Raw genomic sequence first — 19,967 nt, forward strand, 5'->3', positions numbered from 1 at the left:
TGGTTGTAGGAGCGGGTTCACCCGCGAAGAGGCCGGAACAGGCAACATCAACCCCTGCGGGTACCCAACCAATAGAAAACCCCTGCCAGTATCACCGACAACACCAGCAGGTAGAAGACTGCCCCCGGCCACAGGTGTACCAGTGCAAACCCCACCATCACCGGCCCCAGCGCCGCCCCCAGGTTGGACAGGTTCTGCGCGCCGTAATACACCCCGCGCAAGTGCTCCGGTGCGATCAGGTCGATGAACATGTACTCGGCCGGGATCACGATGATTTCGCCCAGCGTGAACACCAGCATCGCCAGGCACCAGGCCAGTACCGAGCCTGCCAGCGCAAAACCCAGCAAGCCGGCGATGAACAGGCCCATGCCGGCCAACAGCCACGGCATCAGGCGCTGGCGGCTGATACGCCGGCCAATCAGGTACTGCAAGGCAATGACTGTCACGGCGTTGGTGGTGACCAGATAGCCGATCAGCCGTGCCGCTTCGGCCGGGTTGCTGGTGACCACCAGGTACTGGGACAGGTAGGCGGTGAACTGGCCGAACACCACCGCGCTCAGCACCCCACCCACGGTAAAGCACACCAGCCGGCGATCCCGCGCCAGCCCCAGCGCCACTTGGCCGAAGCCGGCTGCAGGCTTGTCCGGCGCGCTGGCCTGCAGGCTGCGATCACCCAGGCGCCAGTAAGCCAGGCACATGGCCAGGCCAAGCAGGGCAGAAGCGAGGAACGGCACATGGTCGTTCAGTTCAAGCATGGCCACGCCCAGCAACGGGCCGGCGGCGTAGCCGACGTTGCTGAGGGTGTACTTGATGGCGAATACCTCGGCCCGCTCATCCACCGGCAGTAACGCGCAGAAGCCCGCCTTGGCAGCGATGTCGACCACTGCCAGGGCCAGGTTGATCAGCACCAGACAAAAGAAGAACGGCAGTGCTGAACGGCTGGCGACCGCGCCGACGAAGGCCAGGGCGAACAGCAGGGTACTGGCGCTGACCAGCGTGTGGTTGCTCAAGGTGTCGACCAGATGGCCACCGTACAGACTCAACAGCGAGGCGACGATCAGTGCGCCACCGATCAGCAGGCCGATCTGGCTGATCGGCAGCTGGAAATTGTCGGCCAGGTAAACCACCAGGTAGGGCAGGGTGAGGGCGCGGGCGACGGTAAGCGTGAAGGTGGTGGTGAGCAGCAGGCGAACGGTGTGCGGGTAGCGTTTTATGGCGGCGAGCATTGCCACGTCCTTGTTGTGCGGGTTTGCCGAGCACAAGCATAAGCCACATGCGGTCCTTGTAGCAGCACCGGCACCCTTACAGTGAATCCGGCGGCTTCACTGCCCTTCCCGACACAAGGCCGCTTCGCCTGCAGAAGGGCGACAGGCGGAGGATTGACAGCCCGTCAGGCTCAGGGAATACTCTCGAAGAATTCATATATATGTTTATATAACAAGACGAGAGCGAGACCCATGCACCCATTGACCGGTGATGCTCGACTGCCCCGCTACCAACAACTGCGAGACCACATGGTTGCGCAAATTGCCAACAACCGCTGGCGCCCGGGGGAAGCGATCCCGACCGAAGCAGCCTTGGCCACCGAGTTCGACATGTCGATCGGTACCGTGCGCAAGGCCGTCGATGTCCTGGTGGCCGAAGGCGTGCTGGAGCGCCAGCAGGGCCGCGGCACCTTCATTCGCCGCCCACAGTTCCAGTCGTCGCTGTTCCGCTTCTTCCGTTTCGAGGCCGCCAATGGCGAGCGCATCGTGCCGGAAAGCCGCATTCTTTCCATCGAGTCGCTGCCGGCGCCTTCCGCGGTGGCCGAGGCATTGGGCCTGGCAGGGGAGGCAGAAGTGATCCGCATCATTCGTACACGTCTGCTCGGCGCCCAGCCGGTGCTGGCCGAAGAGATCTGGCTGCCGCGCCAAACCTTCCAGCCGCTGCTGGACGTGGATTTGAACAGCAAGGGCCCGCTGCTGTACCCGATTTACGAAGCGCTGTGCGGTCAGGTGGTCGCCTACGCCGAAGAAACCCTGACCGCCGAAGCGGTCGACGCGGTGCATGGCCGCTTGCTGCAACTGCCGGCCGACAGCCCGGTGGTCGTGATCGAGCGCCTGGCCCGCGACTACGCCGGCAAACCTCTGGAATGGCGCCGCTCGCGCGGCCATGCGCAGCACTTCCGCTACCGCATCGACATCCGCTAAACCGGTCGCTTCGCCCTTTTAACTGTCTGCGCCGTGCTGCCACGGCGCAGTGGCTTCGCCTGCCCGTCACACCACGACTAGAAGGATAACAATCATGTTCAGCTGGTATCGCGAGATCACCTCACGGGAGCGCAAGACATTCTGGGCCTGTTTCGGCGGCTGCTCGCTCGATGCGCTGGAAGTGCAGATGTTCGGCCTGGCCATCCCCGCGCTGATCGCTGCGTTCTCCCTGACCAAGGGCGATGCCGGCCTGATCAGTGGCCTGACCCTGGTGACCTCGGCAATCGGCGGCTGGCTGGGTGGCACACTGTCCGACCGCTATGGCCGCGTGCGTACCCTGCAATGGATGATTCTCTGGTTTTCGTTCTTCACCTTCCTTTCGGCGTTCGTCACCGGCTTCTACCCGTTGCTGTTCGTCAAGGCCATGCAAGGCTTTGGCATCGGTGGCGAATGGGCAGCCGGCGCTGTGCTGATGGCCGAAACCATCAACCCGAAGTATCGCGGCAAGGTCATGGGCACGGTGCAGAGTGCCTGGGCTGTGGGGTGGGGCCTGGCGGTGGCATTGTTTACGCTGATCTACTCGCTGGTGCCGCAGGAGTTTGCCTGGCGGGTGATGTTCTTCGTCGGTCTGCTGCCGTCGCTGCTGATCATCTGGGTACGCCGCAACGTGCCCGAGCCGGACAGCTTCCAGCGCCTGCAGAAAGAAAAGGCCATCCCTTCCAGCTTCTTGCAGTCGATGGCTGGCATCTTCCGCCCTGAACTGTTGCGTGTGACCCTGCTGGGCGGCTTGCTCGGCCTGGGTGCCCACGGTGGCTACCACGCGGTGATGACCTGGTTGCCGACCTTCCTCAAGACAGAGCGCAACCTTTCGGTGCTGAACTCGGGCGGTTACCTGGCGGTGATCATCCTGGCCTTCTGGTGCGGCTGCGTGGTCAGCGGCCTGCTGATCGACCGTATTGGCAGGCGCAAGAACATCCTGCTGTTCGCCCTGTGCTGTGTACTGACCGTGCAGGCCTACGTGTTCTTCCCGCTGACCAATACCCAGATGCTGTTCCTCGGCTTCCCGCTGGGTTTTTTCGCCGCCGGCATCCCGGCCAGCCTGGGTGCGTTTTTCAATGAACTGTACCCGGCTGACGTGCGCGGCGCCGGGGTGGGCTTTTGCTACAACTTCGGTCGCGTGCTGTCGGCCGTGTTCCCGTTCCTGGTCGGGCACATGAGCGAGTCGATGTCGCTGGGCAGTGCCATCGGCATTGATGCCGGCATCGCCTATGGCGTTGCGGTGATCGCAGCCCTGTGCCTGCCCGAAACCCGTGGCCGCAACCTTGAATCTGCACCTGCGCCGGAAACGGCCGGTGCCGTCGCCAAGTAACCTGAACGTGTTTGTATGAGAACCATGCCCGACGCACCCGCTTTGCACCTGACTGCCATCGACAGCCACGCCCACGTGTTCAGCCGTGGGCTGAACCTGGCCAGCCAGCGGCGTTATGCGCCCAACTACGATGCGCCGCTGGGCGACTACTTGGGCCAACTGCGGGCCCATGGTTTCAGCCATGGCGTACTGGTCCAGCCCAGCTTCCTGGGTACCGACAACCGCTACCTGCTCAGCGCCTTGCAGACCGTGCCAGGGCAACTGCGCGGGGTGGTGATGCTGGAGCGGGATGTCGAGCGGGCGACCTTGACGGAAATGGCCCGGTTGGGAGTCAGGGGGGTACGTCTCAACCTCATGGGGCAAGACATGCCTGACCTGACCGGCGCGCAGTGGCGGCCCCTGCTGGAGCGCATCGGCGAGCAGGGTTGGCACGTGGAACTGCACCGTCAGGTGCCGGACATTCCAGTGCTGGTGCGGGCATTGCAGCCCTATGGGCTGGACATCGTGATTGACCATTTCGGCCGGCCAGATGCCCGCCTTGGCCTGAGCCAGCCGGGGTTTGCCGAACTGCTGACCCTGAGCGGTCGGGGCAAGGTGTGGGTGAAGGTGTCCGGCATCTACAGGCTGCAGGGCTCGCCGGAGGAGAACCTGGCATTCGCCCGTCAGGCGCTGTGCGCGCTGGAAGCCCATTACGGCGCAGAGCGGTTGATGTGGGGCAGTGACTGGCCGCATACCCAGCATGAGTCGGAGGTCAGTTTCGGCAGCGCTGTCGAACAGTTCGAGGCCTTGGGTTGTTCAGCGCAGTTGCGCCAGGCACTGTTGCTGGATACCGCGCAGGCGTTGTTTGGCTTCGAGTGACGTAGCGCCAGTGCTGCAACTGCAAGCAGGTCCTTGAAAGCAATCTTGCGTGGTCATGCCTGAGCCGGTGCTTGCCAGCCAGCGCATTTCCCATGCAGATTTGTGGCCCGGCGCGCTTGGCGAGCCTCCAATTGAAAAGCCCTCAGGACCAAGGACGATGAGTCACTCTTCGCAATTCACCTTGCTCGGCAAGCGGCGTTTCCTGCCGTTTTTCATCACTCAGTCGCTGGGTGCCTTCAACGACAACCTGTTCAAGCAGTCGCTGATCCTGGCGATTTTGTTCAAGCTCAGCCTGGGCGATGGTGACCGATCGATCTGGGTCAACTTGTGTGCCTTGCTGTTCATCCTGCCGTTTTTTCTGTTTTCGGCGCTGGGCGGGCAGTTTGGCGAGAAGTTCGCCAAGGATGCGCTGATCCGGGCAATCAAACTGGCCGAAATCGTGATCATGGCGATTGGTGCGCTGGGCTTTGTCACTGACCATCTGGGCCTGATGCTGGTGGCGCTGTTCGGTATGGGGACCCACTCGGCGCTGTTCGGCCCGGTGAAATATTCGATCCTGCCGCAGGCCCTGCGCGAGGAAGAGTTGGTGGGCGGTAATGGGCTGGTGGAAACCGGCACCTTCCTCGCCATCCTCGCCGGCACCATCGGCGCGGGGGTGATGATGTCGGCCGACAGCTACGCAACGGTGGTGGCCGGTGGCGTGGTCGGCACGGCGGTACTCGGCTACCTCGCCAGCCGCTGGATCCCTCGGGCGGCTGCCGCCTCGCCGCAAATGCCGCTGGACTGGAACATCTTCAAGCAGTCGTGGGTGATCTTGCGCATGGGCCTGGGCCAGTCGCCGGCGGTGTCGCGTTCGATCGTCGGCAACTCGTGGTTCTGGTTTGTCGGCGCCATCTACCTCACGCAGATCCCGGCCTATGCCAAGGATTGGCTGCACGGTGATGGCACGGTGGTGACCCTGGTGCTGACCCTGTTCTCGGTGGGCATTGCCCTCGGCTCGCTGCTGTGTGAACGGCTCAGTGGACGCAAGGTGGAAATCGGCCTGGTGCCGTTCGGCTCGTTCGGCCTGACCCTGTTCGGCCTGCTGTGGTGGTGGCACTCCGGTGATGTACCGACTGCAGCAGCGCCGCACGACTGGCTGGCATTGCTGGGCATGAGCCAGGCGTGGTGGATCTTGCTGTCGATCGTCGGCCTGGGTGTGTTCGGCGGCTTCTACATCGTGCCGCTGTATGCGTTGATCCAGGCCCGCACGGCCGAGGACGAGCGAGCCAGGGTGATCGCGGCCAACAACATCCTCAATGCCCTGTTCATGGTGGTGTCGGCGGTGCTCACCATCATCCTGCTAGGCGTGGCCAAGCTGAGCATCCCGCAGCTTTTCCTGGTGGTGTCGCTGCTCAATATCGCGGTCAACACCTATATCTTCAGGATCGTGCCCGAGTTCACCATGCGTTTCCTGATCTGGCTGCTCAGCCATTCGATGTACCGCGTGCAGCACCGAGACCTTGAGCGCATCCCAGACGAAGGTGCAGCGTTGCTGGTGTGCAACCACGTGTCGTTCGTCGATGCGTTGCTGCTGGGCGGGGCTATACGCCGGCCGATCCGCTTTGTCATGTACTACAAGATCTACAACCTGCCGGTACTCAACTTCGTGTTTCGCACTGCCGGTGCCATCCCGATTGCCGGGCGTAACGAAGACCAGGCGACTTACGAGCGGGCCTTCGCGCGGATTGCCGAGTACCTGGCTGATGGCGAGCTGGTGTGCATCTTCCCGGAAGGCAAGCTGACGGGCGATGGCGAAATCGATGTCTTCAAGGGAGGGGTCAGCCGCATCCTCGAAGAAACGCCGGTACCGGTGATTCCGCTGGCCTTGCAGGGGTTGTGGGGTAGCTTCTTCAGCCGTGACCCGGCCAAGGGCTTCTTCAAGCGCTTGTGGTCGAGGGTGACCATCGTGGCAGGCGCCGCCGTCCCGGTGGAGGCGGCGCAGCCCGAGGTGTTGCGCGAACAGGTCAGCCGCCTGCGCGGCCATCTGCGATAGGGGTTAGCTGGCGCTGACTTTCAGGCCGACAAGGCCGCAGACGATCAGCGCCACACTGACCAGCCGCACCAGGGCCATGGATTCGCCGAACAGAATGATCCCGGCGATGACCGTACCGACTGCGCCTACGCCGGTCCAGATGGCATAGGCGGTGCCCAGTGGCAACTCCTTCATGGCCAGGCCCAGCAGGCCCAGGCTGATGACCATGGCGCCGACGGTAAGGACAGTGGGTAGCGGTCGAGTGAAACCGTCGGTGTATTTGAGGCCGACGGCCCAGCCGACCTCGAACAGGCCGGCAAAAAACAGAATGATCCAGGACATGAGCGTGTCTCCATCGTTTGAATGATGGGGCCGTCCCCGGAGTGGTCACGCGGTGCGTCGTGAGGTCGTCCTCACAGTGGGCACCATGGTGCCTGGCTGCGGCCTTCCGGGCAAGTCCGCGCCTGCTGGCCAATTTCCACCCGCCGTTCACCGGTGCCGGCGCCACCGTATTCGCGGGTAAACCCGCTCCTACACAGATTGGTGGTGGACATACATCGGAGGTGGGACACAGGCCGTCGTAGGAGCGGGTTTACCCGCGAAGAGGCCGGTGCTGGCAGAAAACGATTCAAGCCAGCACCGCATCTCATACCCGTCAGACCCCTTGCGGAATCTCTTCCCCACCCAGCGCCTCGAACAGCACCGGCAGGAATTCGGCAAAGGTCATCATCATCAGCTGGAAGCTGGCGTCGAACTGTTGCGCAGCCTCATCGCCACCGTCCTGCTCGGCCTGCTCCTGCAGCAGCTCTTCGAACTTCAGGCGCTTGATGACCATCTTGTCGTCGAGAATGAACGACAGCTTGTCTTGCCAGGCCAGGGCCAGCTGGGTCACCACTTTGCCGGTGCTCAGGTGCAGCTGGATCTCTTCGCCGGTGAGGTCCTGGCGCTTGCAGCGCACGATACCGCCATCTTCGGCGGTGTCGCGCAGTTCGCACTCGTCCAGCACATAGAAGCCTTCGGCGGCTTGCTGCGATTTGACCCAGTCGGTCATGGTGGCCACTGGCGCAATCTTCACCGTGGCCGGGCGCACTGGCAGCGAGCCCATCACTTCGCGCAGGGTCGACAGCAGGTCTTCGGCGCGCTTGGCGCTGGCCGAATTGACCAGGATCACGCCCAGGCGCGGGGCAATGGCAGCGAAGATCATCGAGCGGCGGATGAACGCACGCGGCAGGAACGCCTGGATGATTTCGTCCTTGATCTGGTCGCGTTCCTTTTTATAGACCTTGCGCATTTGCTCGGTCTCGATCTCTTCGACCTTTTCCTTGACCGCGTCGTTGACCACGCTGCTCGGCAGGATGCGTTCTTCCTTGCGCGCGGCAATCAGCAGGTACTCGCCGCTGACATGCACCAGGGGAGCGTCTTCGCCTTTGCCGAACGGCGCGACGAAACCATAAGTGGTCAGCTCCTGGCTGGCGCAGGGGCGGGCCGGTTTGCTGGCCAGGGCGGCTTCCAGCGCTTCAGGCTCGAACGGAACTTCCTGGGTCAGGCGGTAGGTCAGCAGGTTCTTGAACCACATGAGGGGCAATCTCTCCTTAATGCATAAGGCGGGCATTATTCTCCGAGCGGTGAATTCAGGCCAGCCCTGTCAGAGGGCCAGCAGTGGCTTATGCATGAAAGAATCGCCCGATAACGCTAGGTCTTTGAAAGGCCTGAGGTTTTTTTTGCAAAAAGTTTAAAAAGTGCTTGCCAGGGTGCGGGGCGCTCCGTAGAATGCGCGCCACACCGAGAGACATGGGTGATTAGCTCAGCCGGGAGAGCATCTGCCTTACAAGCAGAGGGTCGGCGGTTCGATCCCGTCATCACCCACCACTCGATGTATAGCGCAGCGGTAGTTCAGTCGGTTAGAATACCGGCCTGTCACGCCGGGGGTCGCGGGTTCGAGTCCCGTCCGCTGCGCNGCGCAGCGGTAGTTCAGTCGGTTAGAATACCGGCCTGTCACGCCGGGGGTCGCGGGTTCGAGTCCCGTCCGCTGCGCCATATTCCACTTCCAGGGCCCACTGAACACCCGGAAGTAACAGAGAAAGCGACCTTAGGGTCGCTTTTTTTGTGCCTGATTTTTGGTGTTTGACCGAAGTGTGAAAAAACTTCGATAAGTGCTTGCCAGAGCGCCAAGTCGCCCGTAGAATGCGCGCCACACCGAGAGACATGGGTGATTAGCTCAGCCGGGAGAGCATCTGCCTTACAAGCAGAGGGTCGGCGGTTCGATCCCGTCATCACCCACCACTCGATGTATAGCGCAGCGGTAGTTCAGTCGGTTAGAATACCGGCCTGTCACGCCGGGGGTCGCGGGTTCGAGTCCCGTCCGCTGCGCCATATTCCACTTCCAGGGCCCACTGAACACCCGGAAGTAACANCCGGGGGTCGCGGGTTCGAGTCCCGTCCGCTGCGCCATATTCCACTTCCAGGGCCCACTGAACACCCGGAAGTAACAAAGAAAGCGACCCTAGGGTCGCTTTTTTTGTGCCTGCATTTTGTATCCATACCTGCACGCGTTTGCCGCAGCTTCAGCCACGACGTTCCTCCTCCCGCAATGTCAGCACCTCATACCCACCCTCAGTCACCGCCACGGTATGCTCCCACTGCGCCGACAAGCTGTGGTCCCGGGTGATCACCGTCCAGCCATCCTTCAACTCGCGCGTGCCGCGGCCACCCTGGTTGATCATCGGCTCGATGGTAAACACCATCCCCGGTTTCAGCTTCATGCCCATGCCGCGCTGGCCAATGTGCAGTACCTCTGGCCCTTCATGCATCTGCTGGCCAATACCGTGGCCGCAATACTCGCGCACCACGCTGTAACCCGCCGCCTCGGCATGGGCCTGCACGGCATGACCAATATCACCCAGCGTTGCCCCAGGGCGCACCTGCTCGATGCCTTTCCACAACGCGTCATAGGTGGTGTCGACCAGGCGCCGGGCTTCTTCGCTGATCTTGCCGATGCAATACATCTTCGACGAATCGGCAATGTAGCCGCCCTGTTCCAGCGTGATGTCGACGTTGATGATCGAGCCTTCCTTGAGCACCTCATCGACCTTGGGTATGCCGTGGCATACCACGTGGTCCACCGAAGTATTGAGCGAGTAAGGGAAGCCATACTGGCCTTTGCTTGCTGGCCGTGCCTTGAGCGTATCGACGATGAACGCCTCGGCGCGGTCGTTGATCTGCATCGTGGTCACGCCGGGGCGGATGAAGCTGTCGAGTTCGGTGAACACCTGGGCCAGTAGCTGGCCGGCGCGGCGCATCAGGTCGAGTTGGGCGGGGGTCTTGAGGATCACCTGGGACATGGGGGGAGGGCAGTTGCTCATGCTGAAAATTGCCCCAGCATAGCGCCAGCGGGTACCGGCTTGCCACCGCATGGTGCGTAACCTGTGCAGGCCTCTTCGCGGGCACGCCCGCTCCCACAGGTACGGGGCCGCCCTCAGGCCTTGCGATATCCCTGTGGGAGCGGGCATGCCCGCGAAAGGGCCGGTATAACTGGCCCATAAATTGCTGATCTACCCTCATCCCGGGCTATCAACGTCGACAGCCCTCACCATTTCACGACAAAGGCGCCGTGTTGCCCCGCTTGCATCAGCATGCCGGGGCAGCCGGCGCCTTTTTGCGTTTTCCACAGGAGCCCGCCCATGGCCAACAGCGAAGTACGCAGCGTCTGCCCCTACTGCGGCGTGGGCTGCGGCATCGTCATGAGCGTTGCCGATGGCAAGGTCGGCAAGATCAGCGGCGACAAGCTGCACCCGAGCAACTTTGGCCGCCTATGCACCAAAGGCCTCACCGCACATCTGCCACTGAGTGCGAGCGGGCGCATGGCCGACGCCTATGTGCGCCAGCAACGCAGCCAGCCGCCAGTGCGCACCAGCATGGACCAGGCCATCGCTGCCACCGCCGAGCGTCTGCGCGGCATCATCGACCAGCACGGCCCAGATGCCGTGGCGCTGTACGTGTCCGGGCAAATGTCGCTGGAGGCCCAGTACCTGGCCAACAAGCTGGCCAAGGGTTTTATTCGTACGCGCCACATCGAGTCCAACTCGCGCCTGTGCATGGCCAGCGCCAGCAGTGGCTACAAGCTTTCGCTGGGCGCCGATGGCCCACCTGGCAGTTACCAGGACTTCGAGCACGCCGACGTATTTCTGGTGATCGGCGCCAACATGGCCGACTGCCACCCGATCCTGTTCCTGCGCCTGCTTGATCGGGTCAAGGCCGGCGCCAGGCTGATCGTCGTCGACCCGCGGCGCAGCGCAACCGCCGACAAGGCCGACCTGTTTCTGCAGGTGCGCCCCGGCAGTGACATGGCCTTGCTCAACGGCCTTTTGCACCTGCTGCATCGCAACGGCCACACCAACCCCGATTTTATCGCCCGCCACACCGAAGGCTGGGACGAACTGCCGGCCTTCCTCGACGACTATATCCCCGAGCGCGTAGCCGCCATCACCGGGCTGGCCGAGGCCGATATCATCAAGGCCGCCGAATGGATCGGCAGCGCCAACAACTGGATGAGCTGCTGGACCATGGGCTTGAACCAGAGCATTCACGGCACCTGGCACAGCAACGCCATCTGTAACCTGCATTTGGCCACGGGTGCCATCTGCCGCCCCGGTAGCGGCCCGTTCTCACTGACCGGCCAGCCCAATGCCATGGGCGGCCGCGACATGGGCTACATGGGCCCCGGCTTGCCAGGCCAGCGCTCTGCGTTGGTGGACGACGACCGCGCGTTCGTCGAACGACAGTGGCAACTGCCACCCGGCAGCCTGCGAAGCGAGGGCGGCGAGGGTACGGTGGCGCTGTTCGGGCAGATGAAAGCCGGTGAAGTGAAAGCCTGCTGGGTCATCTGCAGCAACCCGGTGGCCAGTGTCGCCAACCGCCAGCAAGTGATCGACGGCCTGCGCAAGGCCGAGCTGGTCATTACCCAGGACGCCTTCCTCGACACCGAAACCAACCGTTACGCCGACATCCTGCTGCCGGCCGCGCTGTGGGCCGAAGGCGAGGGTGTGATGATCAACAGCGAGCGCAACCTCACCCTGATGCCACGCGCTGTCGAGCCCCCCGGGCAAAGTTTGCCGGACTGGCAGATCATTGCCCGCGTGGCATGTGCCATGGGCTATGCCGACGCCTTCGACTACCCCAATGCCGAAGCGGTGTATGAGGAAATACGCCGCTTCCACAACCCTGTTACCGGTTATGACCTGCGCGGTATCGGCTATGCCGAATTGCGTACACAGCCGCGCCAGTGGCCTTGTGCACCGGGCAGCGAGCAGCATCGTAGCCCGCTGCGCTACCTCAACGACGGCAGCAGCCAGGCGTTCCTGCTCGATGCCCGGGGTAGGCGGCCGGCACTGGCCTTTCCCACCGCCAGCGGCAAGGCGCGCTTCTTTGCGCGGCCCTGGTTACCGGCAGCGGAAGTGCCGGACGATAACTACCCCATGGTGCTGAACACCGGTCGCGTGCAGCACCAATGGCACACGTTGACCAAGACCGGCAAGGTGCCGGCACTGAACAAGCTGGAGCCCGGCCCCTACCTTGAGATTCACCCCGAGGATGCCGCCCGGCTGGGTGTCGCTGAAAAGGACCAGGTGGCCGTTCGCTCGCGCCGGGGGCACGCCGTGTTGCCGGCGCGCATCAGTGACCGGGTCATGCCGGGCAACTGCTTTGCGCCGTTTCACTGGAATGACCTGATCGGCGAGCAACTGGCGATCAATGCCGCGACCTGCGATGCGGTCGACCCGCTGTCGCTGCAGCCTGCCTTCAAACACTGCGCCGTAGCCCTGGAGCGGGTCGCAGGCGAGCGCATCGACGCCCTTGATCTGAACACTGCCACTGTAGAGCCTGTCCGCATGCCGACCGCCACCCTGTCCCGTCTGCTTGGCCTCCACACCCTGCCGGTTCCGGTGCTGGCCGAAGAAGAGCGACATTACCTGCAAGGTTTCCTGCTGGGTCTGGACCAGGCCCGCGCCGAGGGCGTACCCCGCTTGCCCGCCAGTGCGCCGCTGGCTGCCAGCCGTCGTTTGTTTGTCGACGGTTTGCTGGCCGGGCTGTTCGCCCAGCCTGTAACTGCGCCCATCGCGGCACAGGCCGCGCCATGGCATCAGGTGTTGTGGGCCTCGCAGACCGGCAATGGTGAGCAACTGGCCGAACGCTGTGCCGCGCGCCTGCGCGGTGCTGGTCTGAACGTGCAACTCAGCTGCCTGGAGGCGGTCAGCCCAAGCCAGCTGCAGGGTGTTGCCAGTGTGGTGTTGATCGCCAGCACCTTTGGCGATGGCGACGCGCCCGACAGCGGCGCGGCATTCTGGCAGGCCTTGCAGGGCGAGGAGGGCGCCCACTGCGCCGGGCTGCCCTATGCCGTACTGGCCTTGGGCGACTCCAGTTACGACCAGTTCTGCGGTTTTGGCCGCAAGCTCGACCAGCGCCTGGCCGAGCTGGGAGGGCAGCGCCTGCTGCCACGGGTGGACTGCGAGCCTGACTTCGACGAGGCCTTTGCCGGCTGGCTCGAAGCGTTATTGCCTGCACTGGGCAGTGCCGCGGCGCCACCTCCGGCGAGTGAACCTGCACCCGTATCGGCGTTCAGCAAGCAGCAACCCTGGATGGCCACCGTACTGGAAAACCGCCTGCTCAATGGCCCCGGCGCCAGCAAGGAAACTCGCCAGCTGGTCTTCGACCTGGGCGGCAGCGGCTTCAGTTATGCTGCCGGCGATGCCCTGGGCGTATGGCCGCGCAACTGCCCGGCCCTGGTAGAAGAGCTGCTGACGCTGATGCAGCTCGACGGCCAGGCGATGGTCGAGCTTAAAGGTCATTGCGCCATGCCATTGGCCGAAGCCCTGCAAACACACCTGGAAATTGCCAAGGTCACTGCGCAACAACTGCAGGCATTTGCCAGCAATGCGCCTGACCTGCAGCGTTTGCTGCAGCCTGAATGCAAGGCCGAGCTGCAAGATTGGCTGTGGGGCCGGCAACTGGTCGATGTGCTGCGCGCCTTCCCCCAGCAGTTGTCGCTGGCCAGCTGGCTGGAACTGCTCAAGCCATTGCAGCCGCGGCTCTATTCGATCAGCTCCAGCCCGCTGGCGCACCCAGGCCAGGTGCATCTGACGGTGTCGACGGTGCGTTATGGCGAACGTAAAGGCGTGTGCTCAAGCTTCCTTGCTGACCGTGCGCAGGTACAGAAAGTGGCGATCTTCCCGCAGGTGTCGAAGCACTTCCGCTTGCCCGAGGACGACAGAGTGCCGGTGATCATGGTGGGCCCTGGTACTGGCATTGCACCGTTCCGTGCGTTCCTCGAGGAGCGAGAGGCACGGGGGGCAAAAGGCGGCAACTGGCTGTTCTTCGGTGAGCAGTACGCAGCGACCGATTTTTATTACCAGGAGCAGTTGCAGGCCTGGCAGGCGGCGGGGCACCTGCGGCTGGACACGGCGTTCTCGCGGGACCAGGTCGAGAAGATCTATGTGCAGCAGCGCATGCTCGAGCAGGGTGCGCTGCTGTGGCAGTGGCTGGAGGCGGGGGCGTATTTCTATGTGTGTGGCGATGCGCAGCGCATGGCCAGGGACGTGGATGCGGCGTTGCGGGTGATCGTCGCCGAGCATGGCCGGATGGATGCGGCGGCGGCTGCGGCTTATGTCGAAGGCTTGAGCAAGGCCAGGCGTTATCGGCGCGATGTGTACTGAAGTGCTCCAAGATGGGGTGCTGTGCACTTTGAATGTGCATTGGCTGGGCGGCCCCCTTCGCTGGTGAACCAGTGGAGGCCAGTGTAGGAGCGGGTTTACTCGCGAAGAGGCCGACACAGGCAACCCAGGCAACCCGATTGGCACGCTCCCTGCTTAACCTCGGATACAACAAAGCCCACTGATCAACGGCGATCAACCCGGGCCCCTACCGTGATGAATACAGGCAAAGGCGCCTGGAGCTTCGGCTCCAGGCGCTTTTTTTTTGATCGAGGATCGGCTTATGAAGGCAACAGCGAGCAGCGGGCAACGAGAGCGACTGGTCATCGTCGGCAACGGCATGGTCGGCCACCATTGCGTCGAACAACTGGTCAGTCGCGGCGCCCTGCAGCGCTTCGAGGTGCGGGTATTTGGCGAAGAGCGCCAACGCGCGTATGACCGCGTGCACCTGTCCGAGTACTTCGGCGGCAGCTGTGCCGAAACCCTGGCCCTGTGTGAGCACGATTTCTACGACGCCAATGGCGTGCACCTGCACCTGAGTGAGGCCGTGCTGGAGATCGATCGTGAGCGCCGCGAAGTCGTCACTGCCGAAGGTCGCTATGGCTACGACCAGCTGGTGCTGGCCACCGGCTCCTATCCCTTCGTGCCGCCGATCGAAGGCTCCAGCGGCAATGCCCGCCTGGTCTACCGCACCCTGGACGACCTCGATGGCATTCGTGCTGCCGCAGCCGGTGCCCGCCGAGGGGTGGTGGTCGGCGGTGGCCTGCTTGGCCTGGAAGCGGCCAACGCCCTCAAGTCGCTGGGGCTGGAAGCCCACGTGGTGGAATTCGCCCCACGGCTGATGCCGGTCCAGCTGGACGGCGAGGGCGGTGCCGCGTTGAAGGCGCAGATCGAAGCGCTGGGTGTGGGGGTGCACCTGTCGCGCGCCACCCAGTCGGTCAGTGCCGGTGAAACCTACCGCTACCGCATGAACTTCGACGGCGGTGAGCACCTGGAAACCGACCTGATCGTGTTCTCCGCCGGTATCCGCCCACAGGATGCACTGGGCCGGGGCTGCGGCCTGGACATCGCCGCGCGCGGTGGCGTGGTCATCGACAACCACTGCCGCAGTAGCGACCCACGTATCTTCGCCATCGGCGAGTGCGCCTCGTGGAACGGCAGCGTGTTCGGCCTGGTCGCCCCGGGCTACAGCATGGCGCGCAACCTGGCTGGGCTGCTGATGGGCGAGGCGGCGGTGGCGTTCACCGGCGCCGACATGTCGACCAAGCTCAAGCTGCTGGGTGTGGATGTCGGTTCGATCGGCGACGCCCACGGTGCCACGCCGGGCGCGCGCAGCTATCGCTTCATCGATGAAGCCAACAGCGCTTACCGCCGTTTGGTGGTGGATGCCAGCGGCAAGCACGTGCTCGGCGCGGTGCTGGTCGGCGACAACAGCTATTACGACACCCTGTTGCAGTACGCCCAGAACGGCATCGCCCTGCCGGCCGACCCGGCAGCGCTCATCTTGCCGCAAGGCGGTGGTGCGCCGGCCTTGGGCGCCGATGCGCTGCCTGACAGCGCGACCATCTGCTCCTGCCACAACGTCAGCAAGGGGGCGGTGTGCGCCGCGATCGACAGTGGCTGTAGCGACTTGGCTGCGGTCAAGGGCTGCACCAAGGCCGCGACCGGCTGCGGCGGTTGCGCGGCCTTGCTCAAGCAAGTCTTCGAGCACGAGCTGACGGCCCGCGGCGTGGCGGTGGACAAGAGCCTGTGCGAGCACTTTGCCTACACTCGGCAGGAGCTGTACGGGTTGGTGCGGGTGGAGGGTATCCGCACCTTCAGCGAACTGCTCCAGCGCCATGGCAAGGGCCATCTGGGGTGTGACATCTGTAAGCCGGCGGTGGGCAACATTCTCGCCTCGTGCTGGAACCAGCCGATCATGGACCCGGCGCTGGTGCCGCTGCAGGACACCAACGACACCTTCATGGCCAACATGCAGAAAAACGGCACCTATTCGGTGGTGCCGCGCATTCCCGGTGGTGAAATAACCCCCGACAAGCTCATCGTCATCGGCCAGGTGGCCAAGAAATACGACCTGTACACCAAGATCACCGGTGGCCAGCGCATCGACCTGTTCGGCGCCCAGTTGCACGAGCTGCCGCTGATCTGGGGCGAACTGATCGAGGCCGGTTTCGAAACCGGTCACGCCTATGGCAAGTCGACCCGCACGGTAAAGTCGTGCGTGGGCAGTACCTGGTGCCGTTACGGCGTGCAGGACAGTGTCGCTATGGCCCTGCGCCTGGAAGACCGCTACAAGGGCCTGCGCAGCCCCCACAAGCTCAAGTTCGCGGTATCGGGTTGCACCCGTGAATGCGCCGAAGCGCAGAGCAAGGACATCGGCGTTATCGCCACCGACAAGGGCTGGAACCTGTACGTGTGCGGGAACGGCGGCATGCGCCCGCGGCATGCCGAGCTGTTCGCCACCGACCTGGACGACGAAACCCTGGTACGCCTGATCGACCGCGTGCTGATGTTCTACATCCGCACGGCCGACAAGCTGCAGCGCACCTCGGTGTGGCGTGAAAACCTGGAAGGCGGGCTGGACTACCTGAAGCAGGTGGTCATCGACGACAGCCTGGGCCTGGCCAGCGAGCTGGAAGCGCAGATGCAGCATGTGGTCGACCAGTATGAATGCGAATGGGCCAATGCCCTCAACGATCCGGAGAAGCTCAAGCGCTTCCGTACCTTCGTCAACGACCGACGCGCCGACCCGGACGTGCACTTCGTGCGCGAACGCGAACAACGCCGGCCCGCTGCACCGCTGCACCTGATCCCAACTGTCGAGGAGGCTGTCTGATGAACCTGGCCAATGCTGCTGTGAACACGCAAGAAAACTGGCAGACGGTGTGCCAGGCGCAAGACCTGGTGGCCGATTCCGGGGTCGTGGTTTGGTTCGATGGGGCCCAGGTGGCGTTGTTCTACCTGCCGGGGCAGGCGCAGCCGTTATACGCGGTGGACAACCGTGACCCGCGCTCCGGCGCCAATATCATCGGCCGTGGGCTGGTGGGCAGCGTGCAGGGCGAACTGGTGGTGGCGGCGCCGTTGTACAAGCAGCATTTCAGCCTGCTGAGTGGGGAGTGCCTGGAGGATGCCGGGCAGAGGTTGCGGGTGTGGCCGGTGCGGTTGACGGGGGAGGCGGTGGAGCTGGCTTTGGCCTGACAACCCTTTGCTGCCTGTGTCGGCCTCTTCGCGGGCAAGCCCGCTCCTACGGAATCTGCACCGCCTTCAAATACGGCGCTGCACCTGTGGGAGCGGGCTTTCCCGCGAGGAGGCCAGCACGAGCCGACTAGATAACCAACCCCTGCGGCGTGCGCCCGGCAAATACATCCACCAGGCTGGCCACCACCATCTCGCCCATGCGCGTGCGTGTCTGTACCGTGGCACTGGCTCGATGCGGTTGCAGGACTACATCTTCGCGCTCGAACAACGCCTCGGGCGCTCGCGGTTCATCGGCAAACACATCCAGCGCCGCGCCAGCGATCTCGCCGGCCTGCAGCGCGGCGATCAACGCAGGCTCATCTACCAGCTTGCCGCGTGCGATGTTGATCAGGTACCCCTCGCTGCCCAACGCCTGAAGCACGTCGCGATTGATCAGCGCCTCGCCCTTGTCAGCCGCCGCCGCGAGGATCAGCGCATCGCTGTCCTTAGCCAACTGCAGCAGATCTGCCTCGAACCCGTAGGGCACATCCAGCGCCTGTAGATCGGTGTAGCGGATTGGGCAACCGAAGGCTGCCGCCCGCTGTGCTACCGCCCGACCGACCCGGCCCATGCCGACGATGCCCACGCGCATGCCCGACACCTGCCGGGCCAGTGGCAGCGGTGCCAGCGGCGTGGTGCTGGTGGCCCAACGGCCGGCGCGAACGAAGCGGTCACCGGTGCAGATCCCCCGGCACAAGCCGATCAGCAGGCCGATGGCAAGATCGGCGACGTCCTCGGTGAGCGCACCGATGGTCGCCGTCACCTGGATGCCGCGATCGCGGGCATAGGCCAAGTCTACCGCGTCGGTGCCGACGCCATTGACGGCGATCACTTCGAGGTTGGGCAGGCGCGCCATCAGCGCCTGGCTGATGCCGGTGTGGCCGCCGGTAATCACGCCCCGAATGTTGTTTGCATACTGGCTGACGTAGGCATCCTTGTCGGCCTGTTCGTAGTAACGGTGTACGGTGAACAGCTGTTCCAGGCGCTCACGTATCTGCGGGATCAGGATAGGGCTCAGTTGCAGGATTTCTGGTTTCATCGGTCACTCCATCATAAACAGGGATCAGCCACGGCCAACGAACGGCATGTTGCTGGCCATCACGGTCATGTTCAGTACATTGGCGTCGAGCGGCAGCGCTGCGATGTAACGCACCGCATCGGCCACATGGCGCACGTCGAGCATCGGCTCGGCGGCGATCTCGCCATTGGCCTGACGCACACCCCGGGTCATGCGCTCGGACAACTCGGTCAGGGCGTTGCCGATGTCCAACTGGCTGCACACGATGTTGTAAGGCCGACCATCCAGCGCCAGCGCTTTGGTCAGGCCCAGCACCGCATGCTTGCTGGCGGTGTAAGGTGCGGTGAACGGGCGTGGGGTGTGCGCCGAGATCGAGCCGTTGTTGATGATCCGCCCGCCTTGCGGCTGCTGGCGGCGCATCAGGCCGAAGGCGGCGCGAGCGCACAGGAATACACCATCGACGTTGGTGGCGATGACGTTGCGCCAGTTCTCCAACGGAAGCTCGTCGACGGGTACAGCGGGGGCGTTGATGCCGGCATTGTTGAACATTACGTCGAGGCGGCCATGCACCTCCTCGATGGTGGCGAACAAGTGCGCGACGCTTTGCTCATCGCGCACGTCAGTGGGAACGGCCAAGGCCTCACCACCCGCTGCTTGCGCTTGCTCGACGACGGCTTGTAGCGGTTCGGCGCGGCGCCCGGCGAGGACCAGGCTGAAGTTGTCCTCGAGCAGGGCGAGGGCGACGGCACGGCCGATGCCACTGCCAGCACCGGTGACCAGCGCGACTTTCTTGTTTTGGCTCATCGATAGGCTCCAACAGGTTCAGGCGGCGTTGACGGTATGCCCGGCAGGGCGAGGACCGACGTGCAGGTGCAGTTCGCCGATACCGTCGATCCCGGCGTGTATCGTGTCGCCCGGGTTCAGCGGTGCCACACCGGGCGGGCTGCCGGTCATGATCAGGTCGCCCGGGCGCAGCGGCAGCTGGCGAGACAGCCTGCTGATCACTTCGGTCAATGCCCAGGTCTGCTGGCTGAGGTGTGCACGTTGGCGCTCCTGGCCATTGACCTGCAGCCAAAGGGACGCATCCAGCGGCCAGTCGCATTCGCTGGCGGGGACGATGGCGGTCATCGGTGCCGAAGCCTCGAACACCTTGGCGCCTTCCCATGGCAGGCCCTCGGCCTTGGCCTTGCGCTGGTGATCGCGACGGGTCATGTCTAGACCGGCGGCAAAGCCGAACACGTGCTCCAGGGCATGCTCGCGGGCGATGTTGGCGCCGCCTTTGGCGATGGCCGCGACCAGCTCGATCTCATGGCAGAACTCGTCGGTCTGCGGCGGGAAGGGCAGTTCGCCCAGGGCCTCGACCACGTTGCTTGCCGGTTTCATGAAAAACACAGGCTCCTGCGGCGCCGCGCCGTAGGATTCCGGCCACGGGTAGTTGCGGCCGAGGCAGAACACCCGGCCGACCGGGAAGCGCGCATCGCTGCCGCGGATTGGCAGGCTGACGATGGCCGGCGGGTTGAACAGGTAGGTCATGGGTGGATCCTCCGTACTGGAGTGGTCAGCGTATCCAGCGGCTGGC

At 63.8% G+C, this 19,967-nt stretch carries 14 protein-coding genes and 5 tRNA genes; 12 read left to right on the top strand and 7 right to left on the bottom strand.

Annotation, left to right across the window (positions count from 1 at the left end):
- Positions 1 to 47: 47 nt before the first annotated feature.
- Positions 48 to 1,226 (bottom strand): MFS transporter, encoded by a 1,179-nt coding sequence (locus tag FQ668_RS07650; protein WP_010952748.1) that lies wholly within the window; start codon positions 1,224 to 1,226, stop codon positions 48 to 50.
- Positions 1,227 to 1,457: 231 nt separating this feature from the next.
- Here FQ668_RS07650 and FQ668_RS07655 point away from each other — a divergent pair, with 231 nt between their 5' ends.
- The 4 genes from FQ668_RS07655 (at position 1,458) to FQ668_RS07670 (ending at position 6,451) form a co-directional block, all read left to right on the top strand.
- Complete coding sequence (locus FQ668_RS07655; RefSeq protein WP_014592076.1) at positions 1,458 to 2,189, top strand: GntR family transcriptional regulator; 732 nt, start codon at positions 1,458 to 1,460, stop codon at positions 2,187 to 2,189.
- A 94-nt stretch (positions 2,190 to 2,283) separates the two neighbouring features.
- On the top strand, positions 2,284 to 3,558 hold the full coding sequence (locus tag FQ668_RS07660) for an MFS transporter (protein ID WP_019436767.1): 1,275 nt from the start codon (positions 2,284 to 2,286) through the stop codon (positions 3,556 to 3,558).
- A 24-nt stretch (positions 3,559 to 3,582) separates the two neighbouring features.
- Complete coding sequence (locus tag FQ668_RS07665; protein ID WP_144179954.1) at positions 3,583 to 4,416, top strand: amidohydrolase; 834 nt, start codon at positions 3,583 to 3,585, stop codon at positions 4,414 to 4,416.
- Between the two features lie 157 nt (positions 4,417 to 4,573).
- The gene (locus FQ668_RS07670) at positions 4,574 to 6,451 is read left to right on the top strand and encodes an MFS transporter (protein WP_019436769.1); all 1,878 of its coding nucleotides are present in this window, start codon (positions 4,574 to 4,576) and stop codon (positions 6,449 to 6,451) included.
- 3 nt (positions 6,452 to 6,454) lie between these two features.
- Here FQ668_RS07670 and sugE read toward each other — a convergent pair whose 3' ends face one another.
- A complete protein-coding gene (gene sugE / locus FQ668_RS07675) occupies positions 6,455 to 6,772 on the bottom strand; it encodes a quaternary ammonium compound efflux SMR transporter SugE (RefSeq protein WP_010952753.1) in 318 nt (105 codons plus the stop codon).
- Between the two features lie 313 nt (positions 6,773 to 7,085).
- Positions 7,086 to 8,006 carry a recombination-associated protein RdgC gene (gene rdgC / locus FQ668_RS07680; RefSeq protein ID WP_003252510.1) on the bottom strand — a complete coding sequence of 307 codons (921 nt, stop codon included), beginning with the start codon at positions 8,004 to 8,006 and terminating at the stop codon, positions 7,086 to 7,088.
- A 217-nt stretch (positions 8,007 to 8,223) separates the two neighbouring features.
- Between rdgC and FQ668_RS07685 the strand changes: the two genes are divergently transcribed.
- The 5 genes from FQ668_RS07685 to FQ668_RS07705 all read left to right on the top strand — a co-directional run bounded on the left by FQ668_RS07685 (position 8,224) and on the right by FQ668_RS07705 (position 8,803).
- Positions 8,224 to 8,299: transfer RNA gene (locus FQ668_RS07685), tRNA-Val, on the top strand.
- Between the two features lie 13 nt (positions 8,300 to 8,312).
- Positions 8,313 to 8,386: transfer RNA gene (locus tag FQ668_RS07690), tRNA-Asp, on the top strand.
- 4 nt (positions 8,387 to 8,390) lie between these two features.
- Positions 8,391 to 8,467: transfer RNA gene (locus tag FQ668_RS07695), tRNA-Asp, on the top strand.
- 170 nt (positions 8,468 to 8,637) lie between these two features.
- Positions 8,638 to 8,713 (top strand) — tRNA-Val (locus FQ668_RS07700).
- A 13-nt stretch (positions 8,714 to 8,726) separates the two neighbouring features.
- Positions 8,727 to 8,803 (top strand) — tRNA-Asp (locus tag FQ668_RS07705).
- Between the two features lie 191 nt (positions 8,804 to 8,994).
- On the opposite strand, the gene map is transcribed toward FQ668_RS07705, so the two are convergent.
- On the bottom strand, positions 8,995 to 9,843 hold the full coding sequence (gene map / locus FQ668_RS07710; protein ID WP_014592073.1) for a type I methionyl aminopeptidase: 849 nt from the start codon (positions 9,841 to 9,843) through the stop codon (positions 8,995 to 8,997).
- Between the two features lie 267 nt (positions 9,844 to 10,110).
- Between map and FQ668_RS07715 the strand changes: the two genes are divergently transcribed.
- The 3 genes from FQ668_RS07715 (at position 10,111) to nirD (ending at position 17,331) form a co-directional block, all read left to right on the top strand.
- A complete protein-coding gene (locus FQ668_RS07715) occupies positions 10,111 to 14,136 on the top strand; it encodes a bifunctional nitrate reductase/sulfite reductase flavoprotein subunit alpha (protein ID WP_019436770.1) in 4,026 nt (1,341 codons plus the stop codon).
- 280 nt (positions 14,137 to 14,416) lie between these two features.
- A complete protein-coding gene (nirB, locus tag FQ668_RS07720; protein WP_014592071.1) occupies positions 14,417 to 16,969 on the top strand; it encodes a nitrite reductase large subunit NirB in 2,553 nt (850 codons plus the stop codon).
- Positions 16,969 to 17,331 (top strand): nitrite reductase small subunit NirD, encoded by a 363-nt coding sequence (gene nirD, locus FQ668_RS07725; protein ID WP_014592070.1) that lies wholly within the window; start codon positions 16,969 to 16,971, stop codon positions 17,329 to 17,331. Before nirB ends, nirD begins: the two co-directional genes overlap by 1 nt.
- 127 nt (positions 17,332 to 17,458) lie before the next feature.
- Here nirD and FQ668_RS07730 read toward each other — a convergent pair whose 3' ends face one another.
- Genes FQ668_RS07730 through FQ668_RS07740 form a run of 3 tightly spaced genes read right to left on the bottom strand, consistent with a single transcriptional unit; the run spans position 17,459 to position 19,921 of the window.
- Positions 17,459 to 18,409, bottom strand: coding sequence for a 2-hydroxyacid dehydrogenase (locus FQ668_RS07730; RefSeq protein WP_014592069.1), 951 nt, complete (start codon positions 18,407 to 18,409; stop codon positions 17,459 to 17,461).
- Positions 18,410 to 18,433: 24 nt separating this feature from the next.
- Positions 18,434 to 19,192, bottom strand: coding sequence for an SDR family oxidoreductase (locus tag FQ668_RS07735; RefSeq protein ID WP_019436771.1), 759 nt, complete (start codon positions 19,190 to 19,192; stop codon positions 18,434 to 18,436).
- Between the two features lie 18 nt (positions 19,193 to 19,210).
- Entirely contained in the window at positions 19,211 to 19,921 is a 711-nt protein-coding gene (locus FQ668_RS07740; RefSeq protein ID WP_019436772.1) for a fumarylacetoacetate hydrolase family protein, read from the bottom strand.
- Between the last annotated feature and the right edge of the window lie 46 nt (positions 19,922 to 19,967).

Origin of the sequence: Pseudomonas sp. Kh14, from assembly GCF_900291005.1 — a bacterium.
Taxonomy (GTDB): Bacteria; Pseudomonadota; Gammaproteobacteria; order Pseudomonadales; family Pseudomonadaceae; genus Aquipseudomonas; species Aquipseudomonas alloputida.

Bases quoted from the DNA above. Each gene is read 5' to 3' on its own strand.
- nirD (WP_014592070.1), top strand. From the start codon at position 16,969: ATGAACCTGGCCAATGCTGCTGTGAACACGCAAGAAAACTGGCAGACG.
- FQ668_RS07730 (WP_014592069.1), bottom strand. From the start codon at position 18,409: ATGAAACCAGAAATCCTGCAACTGAGCCCTATCCTGATCCCGCAGATA.
- FQ668_RS07735 (WP_019436771.1), bottom strand. From the start codon at position 19,192: ATGAGCCAAAACAAGAAAGTCGCGCTGGTCACCGGTGCTGGCAGTGGC.
- FQ668_RS07715 (WP_019436770.1), top strand. From the start codon at position 10,111: ATGGCCAACAGCGAAGTACGCAGCGTCTGCCCCTACTGCGGCGTGGGC.
- FQ668_RS07670 (WP_019436769.1), top strand. From the start codon at position 4,574: ATGAGTCACTCTTCGCAATTCACCTTGCTCGGCAAGCGGCGTTTCCTG.
- FQ668_RS07740 (WP_019436772.1), bottom strand. From the start codon at position 19,921: ATGACCTACCTGTTCAACCCGCCGGCCATCGTCAGCCTGCCAATCCGC.
- FQ668_RS07665 (WP_144179954.1), top strand. From the start codon at position 3,583: ATGCCCGACGCACCCGCTTTGCACCTGACTGCCATCGACAGCCACGCC.
- map (WP_014592073.1), bottom strand. From the start codon at position 9,843: ATGCGGTGGCAAGCCGGTACCCGCTGGCGCTATGCTGGGGCAATTTTC.
- FQ668_RS07650 (WP_010952748.1), bottom strand. From the start codon at position 1,226: ATGCTCGCCGCCATAAAACGCTACCCGCACACCGTTCGCCTGCTGCTC.
- FQ668_RS07660 (WP_019436767.1), top strand. From the start codon at position 2,284: ATGTTCAGCTGGTATCGCGAGATCACCTCACGGGAGCGCAAGACATTC.
- rdgC (WP_003252510.1), bottom strand. From the start codon at position 8,006: ATGTGGTTCAAGAACCTGCTGACCTACCGCCTGACCCAGGAAGTTCCG.
- nirB (WP_014592071.1), top strand. From the start codon at position 14,417: ATGAAGGCAACAGCGAGCAGCGGGCAACGAGAGCGACTGGTCATCGTC.
- sugE (WP_010952753.1), bottom strand. From the start codon at position 6,772: ATGTCCTGGATCATTCTGTTTTTTGCCGGCCTGTTCGAGGTCGGCTGG.
- FQ668_RS07655 (WP_014592076.1), top strand. From the start codon at position 1,458: ATGCACCCATTGACCGGTGATGCTCGACTGCCCCGCTACCAACAACTG.